General features: G+C 67.1%; 18 protein-coding genes. 3 read left to right on the forward strand and 15 right to left on the reverse strand.

Annotated elements, in window-relative coordinates; all coding sequences use genetic code 11:
* Window positions 1-5: 5 nt before the first annotated feature.
* Window positions 6-1,532, reverse strand: a complete 1,527-nt coding sequence (locus C7443_RS08305; RefSeq protein WP_110018135.1) for a potassium transporter TrkG — start codon at window positions 1,530-1,532, stop codon at window positions 6-8.
* Window positions 1,533-1,654: 122 nt separating this feature from the next.
* On the opposite strand from C7443_RS08305, the gene C7443_RS08310 reads away from it, so the two are divergent.
* A complete protein-coding gene (locus tag C7443_RS08310) occupies window positions 1,655-2,329 on the forward strand; it encodes a response regulator transcription factor (RefSeq protein WP_110018136.1) in 675 nt (224 codons plus the stop codon).
* A gap of 19 nt (window positions 2,330-2,348) precedes the next feature.
* Window positions 2,349-3,020, forward strand: coding sequence for a sensor histidine kinase (locus tag C7443_RS08315; protein ID WP_110018137.1), 672 nt, complete (start codon window positions 2,349-2,351; stop codon window positions 3,018-3,020).
* Here the strand turns inward: C7443_RS08315 and C7443_RS08320 are convergent.
* The 7 genes from C7443_RS08320 to C7443_RS08350 form a co-directional block, all read right to left on the reverse strand.
* Window positions 2,966-5,392 (reverse strand): bifunctional diguanylate cyclase/phosphodiesterase, encoded by a 2,427-nt coding sequence (locus C7443_RS08320; RefSeq protein ID WP_170123546.1) that lies wholly within the window; start codon window positions 5,390-5,392, stop codon window positions 2,966-2,968. The two genes, C7443_RS08315 and C7443_RS08320, sit on opposite strands and share 55 nt — an antisense overlap.
* 117 nt (window positions 5,393-5,509) lie before the next feature.
* Window positions 5,510-5,821 (reverse strand): DUF167 family protein, encoded by a 312-nt coding sequence (locus tag C7443_RS08325; RefSeq protein ID WP_110018139.1) that lies wholly within the window; start codon window positions 5,819-5,821, stop codon window positions 5,510-5,512.
* Between the two features lie 5 nt (window positions 5,822-5,826).
* On the reverse strand, window positions 5,827-6,411 hold the full coding sequence (locus C7443_RS08330) for a YggT family protein (RefSeq protein WP_110018140.1): 585 nt from the start codon (window positions 6,409-6,411) through the stop codon (window positions 5,827-5,829).
* Entirely contained in the window at window positions 6,408-7,238 is an 831-nt protein-coding gene (proC, locus tag C7443_RS08335; RefSeq protein ID WP_110018141.1) for a pyrroline-5-carboxylate reductase, read from the reverse strand. Before proC ends, C7443_RS08330 begins: the two co-directional genes overlap by 4 nt.
* 73 nt (window positions 7,239-7,311) lie before the next feature.
* Entirely contained in the window at window positions 7,312-9,021 is a 1,710-nt protein-coding gene (locus tag C7443_RS08340) for a tetratricopeptide repeat protein (RefSeq protein ID WP_110018142.1), read from the reverse strand.
* Window positions 9,018-9,320, reverse strand: a complete 303-nt coding sequence (locus C7443_RS08345) for a hypothetical protein (protein WP_110018143.1) — start codon at window positions 9,318-9,320, stop codon at window positions 9,018-9,020. The genes C7443_RS08340 and C7443_RS08345 overlap by 4 nt, the downstream gene beginning before the upstream one ends.
* A 14-nt stretch (window positions 9,321-9,334) precedes the next feature.
* A complete protein-coding gene (locus C7443_RS08350) occupies window positions 9,335-10,015 on the reverse strand; it encodes a YggS family pyridoxal phosphate-dependent enzyme (protein WP_110018144.1) in 681 nt (226 codons plus the stop codon).
* 75 nt (window positions 10,016-10,090) lie between these two features.
* On the opposite strand from C7443_RS08350, the gene C7443_RS08355 reads away from it, so the two are divergent.
* Window positions 10,091-11,134, forward strand: a complete 1,044-nt coding sequence (locus C7443_RS08355) for a type IV pilus twitching motility protein PilT (RefSeq protein ID WP_110018145.1) — start codon at window positions 10,091-10,093, stop codon at window positions 11,132-11,134.
* Here the strand turns inward: C7443_RS08355 and C7443_RS08360 are convergent.
* Genes C7443_RS08360 through C7443_RS08390 form a run of 7 tightly spaced genes read right to left on the reverse strand, consistent with a single transcriptional unit; the run spans window position 11,121 to window position 16,958 of the window.
* The gene (locus tag C7443_RS08360; protein WP_110018146.1) at window positions 11,121-12,518 is read right to left on the reverse strand and encodes a diguanylate cyclase domain-containing protein; all 1,398 of its coding nucleotides are present in this window, start codon (window positions 12,516-12,518) and stop codon (window positions 11,121-11,123) included. The genes C7443_RS08355 and C7443_RS08360 overlap by 14 nt on opposite strands.
* Window positions 12,519-12,521: 3 nt before the next feature.
* The gene (locus C7443_RS08365) at window positions 12,522-13,211 is read right to left on the reverse strand and encodes a ferredoxin reductase domain-containing protein (RefSeq protein WP_146213268.1); all 690 of its coding nucleotides are present in this window, start codon (window positions 13,209-13,211) and stop codon (window positions 12,522-12,524) included.
* Complete coding sequence (locus tag C7443_RS08370) at window positions 13,198-14,481, reverse strand: dihydroorotase (protein ID WP_110018148.1); 1,284 nt, start codon at window positions 14,479-14,481, stop codon at window positions 13,198-13,200. The genes C7443_RS08365 and C7443_RS08370 overlap by 14 nt, the downstream gene beginning before the upstream one ends.
* Window positions 14,481-15,461: an aspartate carbamoyltransferase catalytic subunit gene (locus C7443_RS08375; protein WP_110018149.1), complete on the reverse strand. Its 981-nt coding sequence runs from the start codon at window positions 15,459-15,461 to the stop codon at window positions 14,481-14,483. The genes C7443_RS08370 and C7443_RS08375 overlap by 1 nt, the downstream gene beginning before the upstream one ends.
* The gene (gene pyrR / locus C7443_RS08380; protein ID WP_110018150.1) at window positions 15,458-15,955 is read right to left on the reverse strand and encodes a bifunctional pyr operon transcriptional regulator/uracil phosphoribosyltransferase PyrR; all 498 of its coding nucleotides are present in this window, start codon (window positions 15,953-15,955) and stop codon (window positions 15,458-15,460) included. Before pyrR ends, C7443_RS08375 begins: the two co-directional genes overlap by 4 nt.
* On the reverse strand, window positions 15,934-16,386 hold the full coding sequence (gene ruvX, locus C7443_RS08385) for a Holliday junction resolvase RuvX (protein WP_170123548.1): 453 nt from the start codon (window positions 16,384-16,386) through the stop codon (window positions 15,934-15,936). The genes pyrR and ruvX overlap by 22 nt, the downstream gene beginning before the upstream one ends.
* 11 nt (window positions 16,387-16,397) lie before the next feature.
* Window positions 16,398-16,958 carry a YqgE/AlgH family protein gene (locus C7443_RS08390; protein ID WP_110018151.1) on the reverse strand — a complete coding sequence of 187 codons (561 nt, stop codon included), beginning with the start codon at window positions 16,956-16,958 and terminating at the stop codon, window positions 16,398-16,400.
* Between the last annotated feature and the right edge of the window lie 4 nt (window positions 16,959-16,962).

Here is a 16,962-nt window from a genome sequence, read left to right on the forward strand (position 1 = left end):
CAGCGCTAGCGCCAGAACGCCGGTACGAACAGCAGCACCAGCGGAAAGACTTCGAGGCGGCCGATCAGCATCGACAGCGTCAGGATCCAGGTCGCGGCGTCGTTGAGCGGGGCGAAGTTGCCGGCGGTATCGCCAAGGCCGACGCCCATGTTGTTGATGCAGCCGGCGACTGAGCCGAAGGCGGTGACCAGATCGACGCCGGTGGCGGCGACGCCGACCGAGCAGGCGCAGTAGGCGAAGATGTAGAGGAAGTAAAACGCCAGCACCGCCTGCATCACCCGCTCGGGGACCGTGCGGTTTGCGAGCTTGACCGGGATCTGCGCCGTCGGCCGGATCAGCAGCTTCATTTCACGCACGCTCTGGCGGTACAGCAGCAGGAAGCGCATCGCCTTGATGCCGCCGCAGGTCGAACCGACGCAGCCGCCGAGGAAGCTGCCGAGCAGCAGCAGCAGGGTGACCGGCAGCGGCCAGTCCGGGTAGTTGGCGGTGACTAGGCCGTTGTCGGTGACGATCGAGGCGGTCTGGCAGAAACCGTGGTAGATCGCTTCCCACAGCGGGAAGGTCCCGCTCCAGTACAGCCAGCCGATGGCGAAGACGATGATTGCGCCGATCGCGCGCAGGAAGAAGCGGAATTCCTCGTCGGCAAAGATCGCCCGCAGGCTCTTCTGTCGCCAGGCGAAGAAAAACAGCGCGAAGTTGACCGCCGCGATGATCGAAAAAAGCCCGGCGACCAGTTCGATCGCCGGGCTCTTGAAGTAGCCGATCGAGGCGTCATGGGTGGAAAAGCCGCCGAGTGCGATGGTCGCGAAGCTGTGGCAGATCGCATCGAACGGCTCCATGCCCGCCAGCCAGAATGACAGCGTGCAGATCACATTGATGCCGACGTAGAGCATCCACAGGTTTTTCGCCGTCTCGGTGATGCGTGGCGTGAGTTTTTCGTCTTTCATCGGGCCGGGCGTCTCGGCGCGATAGAGCTGCATGCCACCGACCCCGAGCATGGGCAGCAGCGCCACGGCCAGCACGACGATACCCATGCCGCCGAAGAAGTTGAGCTGGGCGCGGTAGTAGACGATCGCATGCGGCAGGGCGTCGATGTTGGAGAGCACCGTGGCGCCGGTGGTGGTCAGCCCGGAAACCGCTTCGAACACGGCATCGACCAGCGGCATGTGCGGGTTTTTGGCCAGCATGAAGGGGATCGCCGAGAGCAGCGACAGCGTGAACCAGAAGGCGACGACGACGAGAAAGCCGTCACGGTTGCGCAGATCGACCTTGTGCCTGCGCAGCGGCAGCCAGAACACCAGGCCGCTGAGCAGCGTGATCGCGAAGCTGTCGGCGAACGGTTCGAGGGCGCCGTCGTCGTAGTACAGCGCCACCAGCAGCGGCGGCAGCATGGTCATGCTGAACATCACCAGCAGCAGGCCGAATAACTGCAGGCTCGCCTTCAGCGGCGCGAGCGGCAGCGGCAGCCCCGCCCCCTTGTGCGGATGAGGGTCTAGCGTGCGTGCAGTGCTGCGCGGCGGCAGGGAACTCATCGGGCGACCTCGGGCGTGGGCGGCGGCGGACATTACAAGAGCGCGCTAGTCAACTATCATCCGGCGACGTGCATCAGAGTTGATGGACCATCTTTGTTGTTTGACGCGGAGTTGCGTTGACCATGCTCATTCTCGTCATTGAAGACGATGCCGCCGCCGCAGGAATGCTGGTGGAAGGGCTGAAAGCAAACGGACATGCTGCCGAGCATGTCACGGATATCGATGAAGCTTACGAACGGGTGCGCCGCGGCTGGTACGATGCCCTGATCGTCGATCGCATGTTACCGGGAGGTCATGACGGCCTGGAACTGATCGATCGCCTGCGCGTCGAGGGTTTCGATCTGCCGATCATGGTGCTGTCGGCGCTGGTCGATGTCGACGAACGGGTGCGCGGCCTGCGCCGTGGCGGTGACGACTACCTGACCAAGCCCTATGAACTCGTCGAGCTGGTCGCCCGTCTGGAAGCGCTGACGCGGCGCAATCAGGAAACGCCGGTGCGATTGCGGGTCTGTGATCTCGAACTCGACCTGATCGCACACGAGGTCACACGCGCCGGCGAGCCGGTGCGGCTGCAGCCACGCGAGTTTCGCCTGCTGGAGTTCCTGGCCCGCCATGCCGGACAAGTGGTGACCCGCTCGATGTTGCTCGAAAACGTCTGGGCCTGTGGCTTCGACCCGCAGACCAATGTCATCGACGTGCACATCAGCCGGCTGCGCTCGAAGATCGATCGAGGTGCCGCCCAGCCCTTGATCCATACCCTGCGCGGACGCGGCTACATGCTCGGTGATGCGCCCTAGGCGCAGGGGTGTGTCGGGCATGCCGGGACACTGGTCCGAAGCCGTGGCGCACGATCTGCGCGCACCGCTGTCGCGGCTGCGCAGTCGGATCGAACAGGCCCGGCGCGGGCCTTTCGAGGAGCAGGCGTGGCGGGCGACGCTGGACGCGCTGGCCGCGGATGTCGACGTGCTGGTGGCGACGTGTAATGCCCTGCTCGACATCGCTCGGGCACAGACCGGTGAACCGCTGCGCGACATCCAGCCGGTCGATCTGAGCGAGCTGGTGGCCGAGGTCGCCGAGGTCTATGCAGCGCTGGCCGATGAGCGCGGTATCGCCTTTGTCGTCGAGATCGAAACCGGGGTCAGCATGCTCGGCGTGCAGCGCCTGCTGGCGCAGGCTATCGCCAATCTGCTCGATAACGCCCTGAAGTTCACGCCGACAGGGGGCCGCGTAGGTCTGCGGCTGCGGCATGCGGAGCAGGGCTGGCAGTTGCAGATCGACGACAGTGGTCCTGGTATTCCCGAAGCGGAGCGCGAGCGGGTGTTCGAGCGCTTTGTGCGCCTGCCGGCGACCGAGGCGCTGCCTGGACACGGCCTCGGCCTCGCCCTGGTGCGCGCGGTGGTGCGCGCCCACGGCATTCAGCTGAGGCTCGGTGATCAGGTCTCCGGCAGCGGGCTGTGCGTGCTGCTGAGCTTTCCAGCACCGGCCTGAGTGCCGGCGATCTGCGGCATGTCGCCACTGAAGAACTTCTCCCTCGGCTCGGAGAAATAGATACCCTGGCCGAAGCCGACGTCGAGTTCGAGCAGCAGGCCGACGGTCTCGCGGTTCTCGACGAACTCGGCGATCGTACCAATGCCGAGGCCGTGAGCCATCTCACTGATGGCTTTGACGAAGATGCGATCGCTGCGGTCACTGGTGAGGTGGCGGATGAAGCTGCCGTCGATCTTGACGTAATCGACGACCAGATTCTTCAGATAGTGGAACGAGGAAAAACCGGAACCGAAGTCATCGAGCGCGAAGCGGTAGCCGGCGTTGCGCAGTGTGGTGATGAACTGCCGGGCGACGGAGAAGTTCTCGACGGCGGCGGTTTCTGTCACTTCGAAGACGATGCAGGCTGGATCGGCCTGATAGCGGCTGCAGGCCTCGTGGATCAGTGCCAGCAGCTCCGGGCTGCCGAGGTGACCACCCGACAGATTGATCGTCAGACTGACCGGGCGACCCTCCTGGCGGCTGCGGCCCTGCGTGGCAATGGCGTGCTCGACGACCCAGCGGTCGAGATCGCGGATCAGACCGAAACGCTCGGCGACGGCCATGAACGCGCCGGGACCGATCAGCTGGCCATTCTCATCGACCATCCGCAACAGGGTCTCGTAGTGGTGGATGTGGCGGCTGCGCAGATCGACGATCGGCTGGAATACCAGCTTGAAGCGGTTTTCCTTGAGGGCCGAGCGGATGCGGTCTTCCCAGTGGATCTTGTCGCGCATGCGCGCCATTTCATCGCCGCCGCCGAACAGGCGATAGGTGTTGCGCCCCTGGGCCTTGGCCTCGTACATCGCCGCATCGGCGTTAGCCAGCAGATCGCCGGTTTCGACCCCGTGGCGTGGAAACAGCGCTACGCCGATGCTGGCCGAGAACGGCGTGCTCTGCCCCTGGTGGAAGAACTCGTGATGATTGAGCGTGCTCAGCAGCTGACGGCACAAGGCCTGCGCCGCCCCCAGATCGACGTTGCGCGCGATGATGCCAAACTCGTCGCCTCCCAGGCGGCCGAGGGTCTGCCCGTCGAGCAGTGCATCCTTCAAGTGCTGTGTCACCTGACGCAGGTATTCGTCACCGGTCAGATGGCCGTAGGTGTCGTTGATGTATTTGAACTGATCGAGATCGAGGTAGAGCAGCGCGCCGTGCGAGTCCTGTACCCGGGCATTTTCGATGTCGGTCTGCAGCACGTTCTGGAAGCGATGGCGGTTGATCAGCCCGGTCAGGGAGTCGTGATCGGCAAGCCAGGCGACACGTTCCTCGCCGAGCTTTTCCTCGGTGACGTCCAGCGCCAGCCCGGTCAGGATCGGGCCATCCTCCGTCTGCTCAGTTGAAGCGATCAGGCGCAGCCAGCGGTAGCCACCGCTGCTGTGCAGCAGGCGCAGGTCGAGCACATGGCTGCGCACCGAGTGGCCGGTGTCGCTGAGGAAACTGTGTGCCCAGGACCGGTCTTCGGGGTGGCAGACGGTATCGATGAAGTCCGCACTCAGCCAGTCGCGTGCCGGTCGTGACAGCAGAACGATGGCTTCGCTGCTGACATCGATGAAGCGGCCGCTGCGTGGGTCGGCTTCCCAGACGGCCGCGCCGATGCCGCGCAGCATCAGGCCGAGACGGCGTGCCCGTTGCTGCAGGTGCAGCTGCTGATTGCTGGTATTGCTGAAGCGTTCGCCGAAACGCGTCGCCAGGCGGTTGGTGGCTTCGCCGAGGGCGGTGAGTTCGCCGGGCAGTGGGCCGAGGCGTGTGCTGAAATCGTCGCGACCGAGTGCTTCGAGTGCACTCTGGACATTCGCCAGGGCCTGGCGGCGCCGGTGCATCAGATGCAGCGCGGAGGCCGCAGTCAGCGTGCCGCCGCTCAGGACGAACAGCAGGCTCTGCAACAGCAGCAGATTATTGCTGTTGTCAGGCCGGCTCAGCTCAAGGCGCAGCAGGCCGACGTTGCGGTTGCCGATGCGCAGGGGGCCGCTCAGAACGAGGCCGTCGGCGACCGGTTTGATTTCGAGATCCGAGGGTTGCTCCGCGACCTGCGCGGGGGCACTACCGAGTGCGGCGAACAGCTGGCGCTCGGGGGTGTAGATCGCTGCCCGGACGACGTCGGGTGAATGCTGCAGCAGCGACAGTGTTTCCAGTGCCGCTGTCGGGTTGACTGACGCGACGGCCGGTTCGAGCGCCCTGACCAGCAGGGTGAAGCGTTCGCGCAGTGCGATCTGTTCCTGCTGTGCGGTATGCGTTGCGCTTTGTCGAGCCATGCTCCAGCTGACCAGACCGCTGATCAGGCTGGTGCCGCCGATGACCAGCAGCAGCAATGCGGGCAGTGTGGGCACGGTCTTCATGACATGGCGCCCGTGGCTGGTAGTACGTGTTGGCCCTCGGCGGCGTGTGGATCGCGGGGCTGCGGTGTGGACCATTCCATGTCATTGGATCCAGAAGGAGAGTGGAGGTGTCGAGCCTCAATTCACCGTACGGTTGACGGAGTCGTCTGCCGTCACGCCATCGGGTAGACGGCGCGGCGCGCGGATGCGCAGACGCTTCTCGCGGGAGTGGTCGCCCGCCAGCAGCATTACGGCTGATTTTGGCACACCAAAGGCATCACCGAGCAATGCACACAGCCGGGCGTTGGCCTGGCCGTCGACCGGCGGGGCACCGAGGCGTACGCGCAGGCGTCCATCCTGCACTTCGCCGAAGGCGTCGCGGCCGGCACGCGGCTGGACGCGTACCTCCACGATCAGATCTGCGCCGTCCCAGCGATACCAGGCGCTCATCGGCATCAACTGCGCAGCAGGGCAAAGCCGAGGTCGCGGATCGGCGCGATCAGCAGCATGTGCATGAGCTGCAGCACTACCAGGGCGATCAGCGGTGACAGGTCGACGCCGCCGAACAACGGCAGTACGCGCTGCACCGGACGCAGCACCGGCGCTGTCAGGCGATAGAGCACGCCGTACAGCGGATTGCGCGGGTCGCGAACGAACCAGCTCATCAGCGCCTGGATGATCACCGCCCAGAGAAACACCTGCAGTGTCAGGCCGAGCAGCTCGGCGAGTGCCAGCACCAGCACACCGAACGGATTGCTCGGCAGGCCGCCGAGGTTCAGGACCAGCAGCCATTCGATGATCTGCAGTGCCAGCATCAGCAGCAGGCAGGCGAGATCCAGCCCGAACAGGCCGGGAATCGAGCGTCGCAGCGGGATCAGCGGCGGGTTGGTCACGCGGACCAGGAACTGCACCAGCGGGTTATAGAAATCGGCGCGCACCCACTGCAGCAGAAAGCGCAGCAGCAGCGCCAGGATGTAGAAACCGAAGGCCGTCTGGATCAGGAAGATGCCGGCGTTGTTGAAGTAGGGGGCGCCATTCATGCGTCGCCCCCGAACAAATCACCGAGCTCGCGCGAACGCCGCGCGGCGGCGCCGAGCGCCCGCGTGACGATGCCGGCGGTGTCGGCCTGTTGAAATTCCTTGATCGCGGCTTCGGTCGTGCCCTTCGGCGAGGTGACGTGAGCGCGCAGGTCGGCGGGGCTCTCGTTGCTTTCCAGTGCGATCTTGGCGGCGCCGAAGGCGGTCTGCAGTGTCAGCAGGCGTGCGGTTGCCGCCGGCAGACCGAGCTCGCGGGCAGCGGCCTCCATCGCTTCCATCAACAGGAAGAAATAAGCCGGTCCGCTGCCTGACAAAGCGGTGACGGCGTCGAGTTGGGCTTCCTCATCGACCCAGACCGTCAGGCCGACCGCACGCAGGATCGACTCGGCGCGCTGACGCTGTTCGGCGCTGACGCCTGCTGCCGCAAACAGCGCGGTGGCGCCGCTCTTGACCAGTGCCGGGGTGTTCGGCATGGCGCGCACCAGTGCGACATGGCCGCCCAGCCAGCGGTCGAGATCACCGAGGCGCACACCCGCGGCGATCGATACCACCAGCGGGCGGGCGTGCTGGATCGGTTCCGCCAGTTCGCGAGCGACCTCGGCCAGGATCTGTGGCTTGACGGCGAAAACGACGACACCAGCTTCGGCGATCGCTTCCTGATTGTGTTCGAAGGTCTGCACGCCGAACTGCGCGCGCAGCGTTTCACGACTTTGAGCCAGTGGTTCCGCCACGCGCAGCGCTGCGGCCGGAAAGCCGTCGGCGAGCAAACCGCCGATCAGGCTGCGAGCCATGTTGCCGCCGCCGATGAACGTGATGGGAGAACGGGTCATGCGAATTGATCCTCTGCGGGATGGGTCGGCAAGAAGCTAAACAGGCGCTTACGGCTTTGGCAACCGCGGCGCCTCAGGGTGGCGCCGGGCGCCAGTTGCGGGCGCTGCGCCGTATCGTCGTGAGCTGTGCGGCATCGAGGTGGGGCGCGAGCTCGTCACGCAGGGCCAGCGCCTCGGTGCTGCCGCCGAGAGCGGCCAGGTCCAGCCAGTGGTAGGCCGCCAGCGGATCGGCGGCGGTACCGACACCGTCGCGCAGCAGCACGCCATACGCACCCTGGGCCGGGGCGTAGCCCTGTTGTGCCGCATGACGGATCAGCTCGACCCCCTGTGCCACATCTTTGCGCACGCCGGCGCCGCGCAGCGCGGCGATGCCGAGCAGCAGCCGCCCCGGCGCGAATTCGGCGCGGGCCGCCTGTGCGTACCACTGGGCGGCCTGGGCGTCATCACGACCGACACCGTCGCCGCCGGCGTAGATCAGCCCGAGGTTGACCTGGGCCAGCGGCAGCCCCTGTTCGGCGGCGCGGCGCAGCCACAGCGTGCCGGCTTCGGCATCCCGCTCGATGCCCTGGCCGGCGCGCAGCAGCAGGCCGAGCGCCAGCTGGGCCGGCGGATGGCCGGCTTCGGCGGCAGCGCGGTATTCACGCACCGCCAGCAACAGGTCGGCGGTGACGCCAAGCCCGCGCTGGTAATGCTCGCCCAGACGGGTGTGGGCGCTGGCCAGTCCCTGCTTGGCGGCGCGGCTGTACCAGGTGATGGCTTCAGCGTCGTCACGCGGGGCACCGATGCCTTCCGCCAGGCGTTCACCGAGCTCGAACTGGGCACGGGCATGGCCGCTTTCCGCCGCTGCGCGGTACAGGGCCGTTGCCTGCATGTCGTTCTGCGGCACGCCCTGGCCTTCGGCATACAGCCCTGCCAGCGTGAATTGCGCCAGCGCCTGACCGTGGGCGCTGGCCAGTTTGAGCCATTGCACCGCCTTGTCGAGTTCGGGAGCGCCGATCAGTCCGTGCAGATAGATCAGTGCCAGGGAAAGCTCCGCCGGTGGATAGCCGCTCTGCGCGGCGTGGATCAGCCCCGGCATCACTTCGCGCAGCTCCAGGCCGGGCACACCGCCGGTCTGTGCGAGTTCGGCCAGCTGTTGCTGGGCGCCGGGATGGCCGCGGCTGGCCGCACGGCGCAGCCATTCCGCCGCAGTGAGCGGATTGGCGGCGAGGCCCTCACCACGCATGTAGCACAGGCCGATGCGGTATTCGGCTTCGGCTTCACCGGCTTCGGCGGCACGCTGCAGCCAGTAGATGCCGCGGGATGTATCCCGCGCGCTGCCGTCACCGTCGAGCAGCGCTTCGCCGAGCCGTACCTGTGCAGGCGGGTAGCCGGCCTCGGCGGCGCTGGTGTACCAGCGCATGGCGGCCGCCTCATCGCTGGAGCCGCCGAGTCCCTGGCGCAGCATTTCGGCCAGCCGGTAGCGGGCTTCGACGAAGCCGGCTTCGGCCGCGCTCTGGAACAGTTCGCGTGCGCGTTGCGGATTGCGCGCCACGCCGCGGCCTTCGAGCAGCAGTTCGCCGAGGCGGGTCTGGGCTCGCGGATCGCCGACGCGGGCCCAGTTTTCGTATTCACGGGCGGCGCCGGAGGCGTCGCCGGCCGACAGCAGCGCCTCGGCGCGCGAGGTATTCGGCGGCGGATGGTCACCGTATTGCCAGCGCCCCTGGGCGTCCTGCCATTTCAGCGGGGCGGCCTGGGCCAGACTGGTCAACAGAATGAGGGCGAGGGCAGGGCGGAAAGTCATGGGCGCGAGCGTTCGAGGATGCCTTGGCGCAGCGTGGTCAGCCGCGGTTCTGTACGGTAGAGCACGAAAACCTGGATGCGGGCGTCGCGGTCGAGCTGTGCAAACTCCGCAGCCAGACCGGGCTGCTCGCGGCGCAGCCAGTTTTCCAGGCCGCCGGCATCGAGTCCCGGGGGAATCAGCTCGGCGTCGAGGAACGGCGCTGCCGGCCGCGAGACGTCACGGGCGGTCTCGTCGACAAACGCCGCGAGCGGGTCATCGGCGGCCTGTGCACCGATGCTGCACAGTACCAGCACCAGCATGGGGAGGCGCCGGCTCAATGTCGCGGCCCGAAGATCGCCGTACCGATGCGCACGATCGTCGCGCCTTCGGCGACGGCGGCTTCCAGATCGGCCGACATGCCCATCGACAGCGTATCGAGCGCCAGGCCATCGGCGTTGAGTGCATCGAGGGCCTGATGCAGACGCGCCAGCGGTACGCGCTGCGCGGTGAAATCAGCCTCTGCAGCCGGGATGCACATCAGGCCGCGCAGGCGCAGTCCCGGCAGCGTGGCGACGCGGTGCGCCACCTCCGGCAGCTCGGCCAGCGTCAGACCGGACTTGCTCGCCTCGCCGCTGATGTTGATCTCAAGGCAGACGTCGAGCGCCGGCAGGGTGGTCGGGCGCTGGGCCGAGAGGCGTTCGGCGATCTTCAGGCGATCGACGCTGTGTACCCAGTCGAAGCACTCGGCGATGCGCCGCGTCTTGTTGGCCTGCAGCGGACCGATGAAATGCCATTCGAGGCCGAGTTCGGCGAGCGCCTCGCGCTTGGCCAGAGCTTCCTGCTGGTAGTTTTCACCGAAAGCGCGCTGCCCGCAGGCGGCCGCTTCGCGCACGGCCTGTGCCGGCTGAGTCTTGCTGACGGCGAGCAGGCGTACGCTGCCCTCCTGGCGACCATATTGCGCCTCGGCATTACGTATGCGCTCAAGCACACGCGCCAGTCGCTCGCTCAGAGTCATACCGATCTCCGCTGGTTTGCCACCGGTTATAGTGAACCGGCGTCCGTACGTACACCACAACAAGGGAAGGGTTGCATGAACATCGACGAACTGCTGGCCTTTGGCGTCAAGCACAACGCATCCGACCTGCATTTGTCCGCAGGTTTGCCGCCGATGTTGCGCGTGGACGGTGATATCCGCCGTATCAATCTGCCGAACATGGAGCACAAGGAAGTGCACGCCATGATCTACGACATCATGAATGACCGCCAGCGCAAGGAGTACGAGGAAAACCTCGAAACCGACTTTTCCTTTGCGATTCCGGGGCTGGCGCGTTTTCGCGTCAACGCCTTCAATCACAATCGCGGCGCCGGCGCGGTGTTCCGTACGATTCCCGATCAGATCAAGACGCTCGAAGAGCTCAACTGTCCGTCAGTGTTCACGGAGCTGATCAATGTACCGCGCGGGCTGGTACTGGTGACCGGACCGACCGGCTCGGGCAAATCGACGACGCTGGCGGCGATGATCAACCACAAAAATGAAAACGAATACGGCCATGTCCTCACCGTTGAAGACCCGATCGAATTCGTTCACGAAAGCAAGAAGTGCCTGATCAACCAGCGCGAAGTGCACCGCGATACGCATGCCTTCTCCAACGCGCTGCGCTCGGCGCTGCGTGAGGACCCGGACATCATCCTGGTCGGCGAGCTGCGCGACCTCGAAACCATCCGCCTGGCGCTGACCGCGGCCGAAACCGGACATCTGGTGTTCGGCACGCTGCACACCAGCTCGGCGGCGAAGACCATCGACCGCATCATCGATGTGTTCCCGGCCGGTGAAAAAGCCCTGGTGCGCTCGATGCTGTCGGAGTCACTGCGCGCGGTGGTGTCGCAGACGCTGATGAAAAAGATCGGCGGCGGGCGCGTCGCAGCACACGAGATCATGGTCGGCACGCCGGCGATCCGTAACCTGATCCGCGAGGACAAGGTCGCGCAGATGTATTCCTCGATCCAGACCGGCGCCGCCTATGGCATGCAGACGCTCGATCAGTGCCTGCAGGATCTGGTCAAGCGCCGTGTGATCACCCGCGACGAGGCGATGGGCAAGGCGCAGAACAAAACCGAGTTCAAGTCGCTTTGAGGTCGTCGCCGGCGCCGTGGGCGACCTGGCCGCGGCCGCGGGCCTTGGCGGCATAACAGGCGCTGTCGGCCTGGCGCATCACCGTCTGCGGCCCGCCGCAGCCGGCGATGATCGTCGCCACGCCGACGCTGGCGCCGACACTGAAATGCTGCTCGCCCCAGTGCAGGCGGTAGGCGCGCAGCGTGGCGACCAGCGCGTTACCGATCTCCACCGCCTTGGCGTGCGGACAGTCATGCAGCAGCAGGGCGAATTCATCGCCACCCATGCGCGCTGCGACGTCGGAGCTGCGGGCGTGGGCGTGCAGCCGTTGGGCGATCTGGCGCAGCAGTTCGTCGCCGGCGAGATGACCTCCCCGGTCGTTGACCGCCTTGAAGTGATCGAGATCGATGTAGAGCAGCGCATGCTCGATCGTTTCGTCGCTGGCCTCGACCGCGGCGCAGGCGTGCTGCAGGCGCAGATCGAATTCGGCGCGGTTGTACAGCCCGGTCAGCGGGTCGTGCGTCGCCTGGTGACGGATCTGCTGGTGCAGGTTGGCTTCCCGGCGCAGGCGGCGGATCAGCAGCAGTGCGAGGCTGAGGATCAGGCCATTGGCGGCAAGGGCTACCAGCACGCTGAAGCGGCAGCGCTCGCGCCAGTCGGCCAGCGCGCTGTCGAGCGTGCGGTTGATGACGATGCCGTAGGGGGCTGCCGTCAGCCAGTGTTCGCTGCGCAGCGGGCTGGCGTCATCCCGCTGGCCGATCTGCACGACCGCCGCGCCGTCGCGTTCCAGCAGTGTGATGCTCTGGCCGTCGAGCAGATCGAGTGAGTGGTAGAACTGTTCGAGCCGGTCCAGCGACAGGCTGGCGACGATGACGCCGGCAAACGCGCCCTGCGGTGTGTTCAGCCGTCGCGACAGCGTCAGGATCCGTGAGTGCTGGTCCGCTGGCGACACCAGCGGCGGTGACACCAGCAGGCCGAGCGCGGCATGGTCGCGATGGGCGATGAAGTAATCGCGTATCGCGAAGCTGCGGCCGATCACCGCCGGAAAATGACTGCTGGTGACCATGATGCCGCGGGTATCGAGGCGGGCGACATTGCGCAGGAACGGCACGCTTTCGGCGTAGCGGGCGCGAAAACCGGCCAGCGGCGCCGGATCGCTCTGGTTGGCCAGGTAGCGCAGCAGCACGTCGATGGATTCGAATACATGCTCGCCCTGCTCGGCGAGCGAGCGTGCCAGCACGGTATTGGCCTGCTGCGCGGCCAGCAGGGTGCGCGCACGGTCGGTGAGGATCAGCCAGCCGAGCAGCGTGCCGCTGGCGAGCAGCACGACGCCGACCAGCACCAGCAGCAGCCGTGCCGTGGTGGTCTGCTGGCGCCAAGGATGATGGGGGTGGTCGTCATCCACGGCCTACGCCGGCAATCCGTGCCAGGGCAGCTGGTGGATGGCTGCGAGCGTTGCAGCCGCATCCAGCGTTGCCGGGCGGCCGCAGGCGTAGATCGAGACGTCCGCCGCCCCCTGCAGGGTTTCGAGCCAGTAGCGGGCCAGCTCCACCGCCTGCCCTTCGAAGCAGCCGGGGCGCTCCTGGTCGGGGCAGGCCAGACGCGCGGCAATGCCCCAGTCCTCGAACAGCGGCAGAGTGCCGATCACCCAGGCCGGCAGGCCGGGCACGATCATGCGCGAGGGTACCGGCCGGAACGGTATTTCGCCGTCCAGCGTCAGCAGCGCGAGGATCTTGACGCGCTGCGGCAGGCCGCGCAGGCGGTCGGCGAGAAAAACCAGCGGCGCCAGGCTGTCGATTTCGCCGAGCAGCAGCACACGCGGTGACGGTGCCTCGGTGTCGAGGTCGAAGCCGTCACCGAGCAGGCGTGCCGGACCGTCCATCAGCCCGGATTCGTCGTCATGCACCAGGCATTCGAGCTCGGCGCGCTCGGTGTGCGCGCGCAGGATCGGCCGGCGGTAACCGGCGACTTCCAGGTGCTGTCCGGGCCGGGCGGCTCCGGCGAGGGTATCGACCTGCCAGCGCTCGACGCGCCAGCCGCCGGGCAGCGCCGATTGTTGTGTACGCCGGGCGAGTTGCAGGGTTTCAGAGTTCATCATGGTGATAGACCGGGCAGCCGGCGAGCAGCGTGTGGCAGACGACGCCACGCAGCTCCCAGCCGAAGAACGGAGTGTTGTGGCCGCGGCTGGCCATGCTGCCGGCGTCGATGATGCGATACGCCTGCGGATTGAAGACGCAGACGTCGGCCACGGCGCCGATGCCGAGGTGGCCGGCGTCGATGCCGAGCAGCCGCGCCGGGCCGGCGGTCAGGCGCTCGATCGCGGTGACGAGGTCGCAGACGTCCTCATCGACCAGCTTCAGCGTCAGGCCGAGCAGGGTGTCGAGGGCCGAGGCGCCGGGCTCGGTCATGCCGAAAGGATCGAGCTTGGCATCGGCCTGATGCGGCTGGTGATCGGAGCAGATCGCGCCGATCACGCCCGAGGCCACGCCGCGGCGCAGCGCGTCGCGGTCGCGCATCGTGCGCAGCGGCGGCAGCAGATGCGCCTCGGAGTCGAAGCGACCGAGGTCGATCTCGGTCAGATGCAGCTGGTGGGCGGCGACGTCGCAGCTGACCGGCAGACCGCGCTCGCGGGCACGGGCGATCATCGCCACCGCGCGTGCGCTCGACAGGCGGCCGAAGTGGACGTGGGTGCGGGTTTCCTCGATCAGCGCCAGCTCGCGGCCGATCGCGGCGGTTTCCGCCGCTACCGGGATGCCGACCAGGCCGAGCCGCGCGGCGACCTGGCCGTCGTGCGCCTGGCCGCTGGCCGACAGCCACGGGTCCATCGCCTGCAGGTGCACCGTCAGCTCGTGCGAAGCGGCGTACTCCAGTGCGCGTTTCATCACCAGCGAGTTCGGCACCGCCACCTGGGCATTGGAGACACCGACGCAGCCGGCCTCCTTCAAGGCCGCCATCTCCGCGAGGATCTCGCCGCCGAGGCCGCGGGTCAGCGCGCCGAGCGTCAGCACGCGGGCAAAACCGGCGGCGCCGGCCTGACGGCGGATCAGCTCGACGACGGCGCTCTCGTCGATGACCGGATCGGTGTCCGGCGGCACGACCACCGTGGTGATGCCGTTGGCGGCCGCGGCGCGGGTTTCCGAGGCGATGGTGCCCTTGTGTTCGGCTCCCGGCTCGCGCAGGCGCGCGCACAGGTCGACGAAACCGGGGCAGACGATGTGTTCGCTGGCGTCGATGACCCGTTCGGCACTGAAGCCGTCGGGCGTCTTGCCGATGCCGACGACATGGCCGTCGGCGAGGTGCAGATCGGTGACGGTATCGATGCCGTGGGCCGGATCGATCAGGCGGCCGTTGCGCAGACTGATGCGCATCACGCGAAATCCTCCTGGGGGTGGGCACGGTTGCCCAGCACGATGGACATGACGGCCATGCGCACGGCGATGCCGTTGGTGACCTGTTCGAGGATCACCGCGCGCGGGCCGTCGACGACGGCGGAGTCCATCTCCACGCCGCGGTTGATCGGCCCCGGATGCAGCACGATGGCATCGGGGGCGGCGAGCGCCAGGCGCTCTTCGGTCAGGCCGTACTGCTGGAAATATTCGGCCGCGGAGGGCAGCAGCGCACCGCTCATGCGCTCGCGCTGCAGGCGCAGCATGATGACGACGTCGACATCGCGCAGACCGTGGGCGAGGTCGTGGTAGACGTGCACGCCGAGCCCTTCGGCATCGGCCGGCAACAGCGTCTTCGGGCCGACGATGCGCACCTCGCCGGTGCCGAGCACGTTCAGTGCGTGGATGTTCGAGCGCGCCACGCGCGAATGCAGCACGTCGCCGACGATCGCCACACGCAGATTGGCGAACTCGCCCTTGTGGCGGCGGATCGTCATCATGTCGAGCATCGCCTGCGTCGGGTGCGCATGGCGGCCGTCGCCGGCGTTGAGTACGGCGATGTGCGGCGCGACATGGCGGGCGATGAATTCCGCCGCACCGCTGACGGCGTGGCGCACGACGAACATGTCGACCTGCATCGCCTCGATGTTGCGGATGGTGTCGAGCAGTGTTTCGCCCTTGTTGGTCGACGAGGTGGCGATGTTGACGTTGAGCACGTCCGCCGACAGCCGCTTGGCGGCGAGCTCGAAGGTCGTGCGCGTGCGCGTCGAGTTCTCGAAGAACAGGTTGACGACGGTTTTGCCGTGCAGCGTCGGCACTTTCTTGACGCGTCGCTCGGCGACCCCGGAGAGCGTTTCCGCGGTGTCGAGAATCTCGATGAGGTGCTTGCGCTGCAGCCCCTCGATGGTCAGGAAGTGCTGCAGCCGCCCGTCGGCGGAGAGCTGAATCATGGCGGGAGTCATGGGCGTTTCTGGATCGTCAGGGAAAGCGGGTTCGGGCCGTCGAGGCGCACGTATTCGTCGGCGCCGAGCGTCAGCCGGGTGGCGGCCACGTCGGCCTGCACCGGCAGTTCGCGGCCATCGCGTTCGACCAGCACGGCGAGTACCACCGAGCGCGGCCGGCCGTAGTCGAAAATCTCGTTGAGCGCGGCGCGGATGGTGCGCCCGGTGTGCAGCACGTCGTCGACCAGCACAATGTCACGCGCGTCGATGTCGAACGGGATCTGCGAGGGACGTACCTGCGGGTCCAGGCCGACGCGGGAGAAATCATCGCGGTAGAAAGAGATGTCCAGCGTGCCGGGTTCTCCGGGCAGGTCCAGCGCGGCCTGCAGGCGCGCCGCGATCCAGGCGCCGCCGCTGCGGATGCCGATCAGCGCCGGCGCGGTGATCCCGCGGCTGGCGAGAAGGACGCGTAGGCGTTCGGCGAGCGTGGAGCTCAGCTGTTCGGGGTCGAGCATGGCGACGGGGTCCGTGCGTGGGAGAACCAGCTTTCGAGAATCAGCGCCGCGGCGGCCCGATCGAGTGCTCCGGGATCGGCGCGGCGGCGGCGCGGTGCCGTCGCCAGGCGTTCGGCGGCGGCATGGGAAGACAGTCGTTCGTCGATGGTTTCGACCGGCAGGCGGTAGCGTCCGGCGAGCTGCCGGGCGAAGCGCTCGGCGGCGAGGGTGGTTTCCGAGGCGCTGCCGTCGGCGTGGCGCGGCACGCCGACGACCAGCAGATCGGGCTGCCATTCTTCCAGCAGGCGGCCGATCGCCGTCCAGTCGCGGCCAGCGAGCGTGGTCAGCGGGCGGGCGGCGCCGGTCAGTTCGGAGCCGACGGCGACACCGAGGCGCTGTGTGCCGAAGTCAAAGCCCAGCACCGTGCGTGGCGAGGGGAGCAGAGCGGTCACGGTGCGCTGCCTCAGGCGTGACCGGCGGCGGGCGCGAGCAGGCGCAGGTCGACGCCGAGCAGGGCGGCGGCGGCGTCCCAGCGTTCGGTCGGCGGTCGGTGGAAGATCACGTCAGTGTCCGCCGGTGCTGATAGCCAGCTGTTTTCACCGAGTTCACGCTCCAGCTGGCCGGGACCCCAGCCGGCGTAGCCGAGGGCGACCAGCACTTCCTCGGGGCCTTCACCGCGCGCCATTGCTTCGAGAATGTCGCGCGAGGTGGTGATCGACAGCCCGTCGCCGGTGCTCAGCGACGACTGCCAGTGGCCGCCGGAGCGATGCAGCACGAAGCCCTGCTCGGGATGCACTGGGCCGCCGAAAAACAGCGACTGCAGTTTGGCGCCGTCCGGCACGCCCATGCCCAGATTGCCGAACAGGTCGGCGAGGCTCAGTTCCAGCGGCCGGTTGACGATGATGCCGAGCGCCCCCTGCGGCCCATGCTCGCAGAGGTAAGTCACCGTCCGCTCGAAATTCGGGTCGTGCAGACCCGGCATCGCGATCAGGAACTGGTTGGACAGAAAGGTCTGTTCATGCATGGCG

This window comes from Plasticicumulans acidivorans (assembly GCF_003182095.1).
Taxonomy (GTDB): domain Bacteria; phylum Pseudomonadota; class Gammaproteobacteria; order Competibacterales; family Competibacteraceae; genus Plasticicumulans; species Plasticicumulans acidivorans.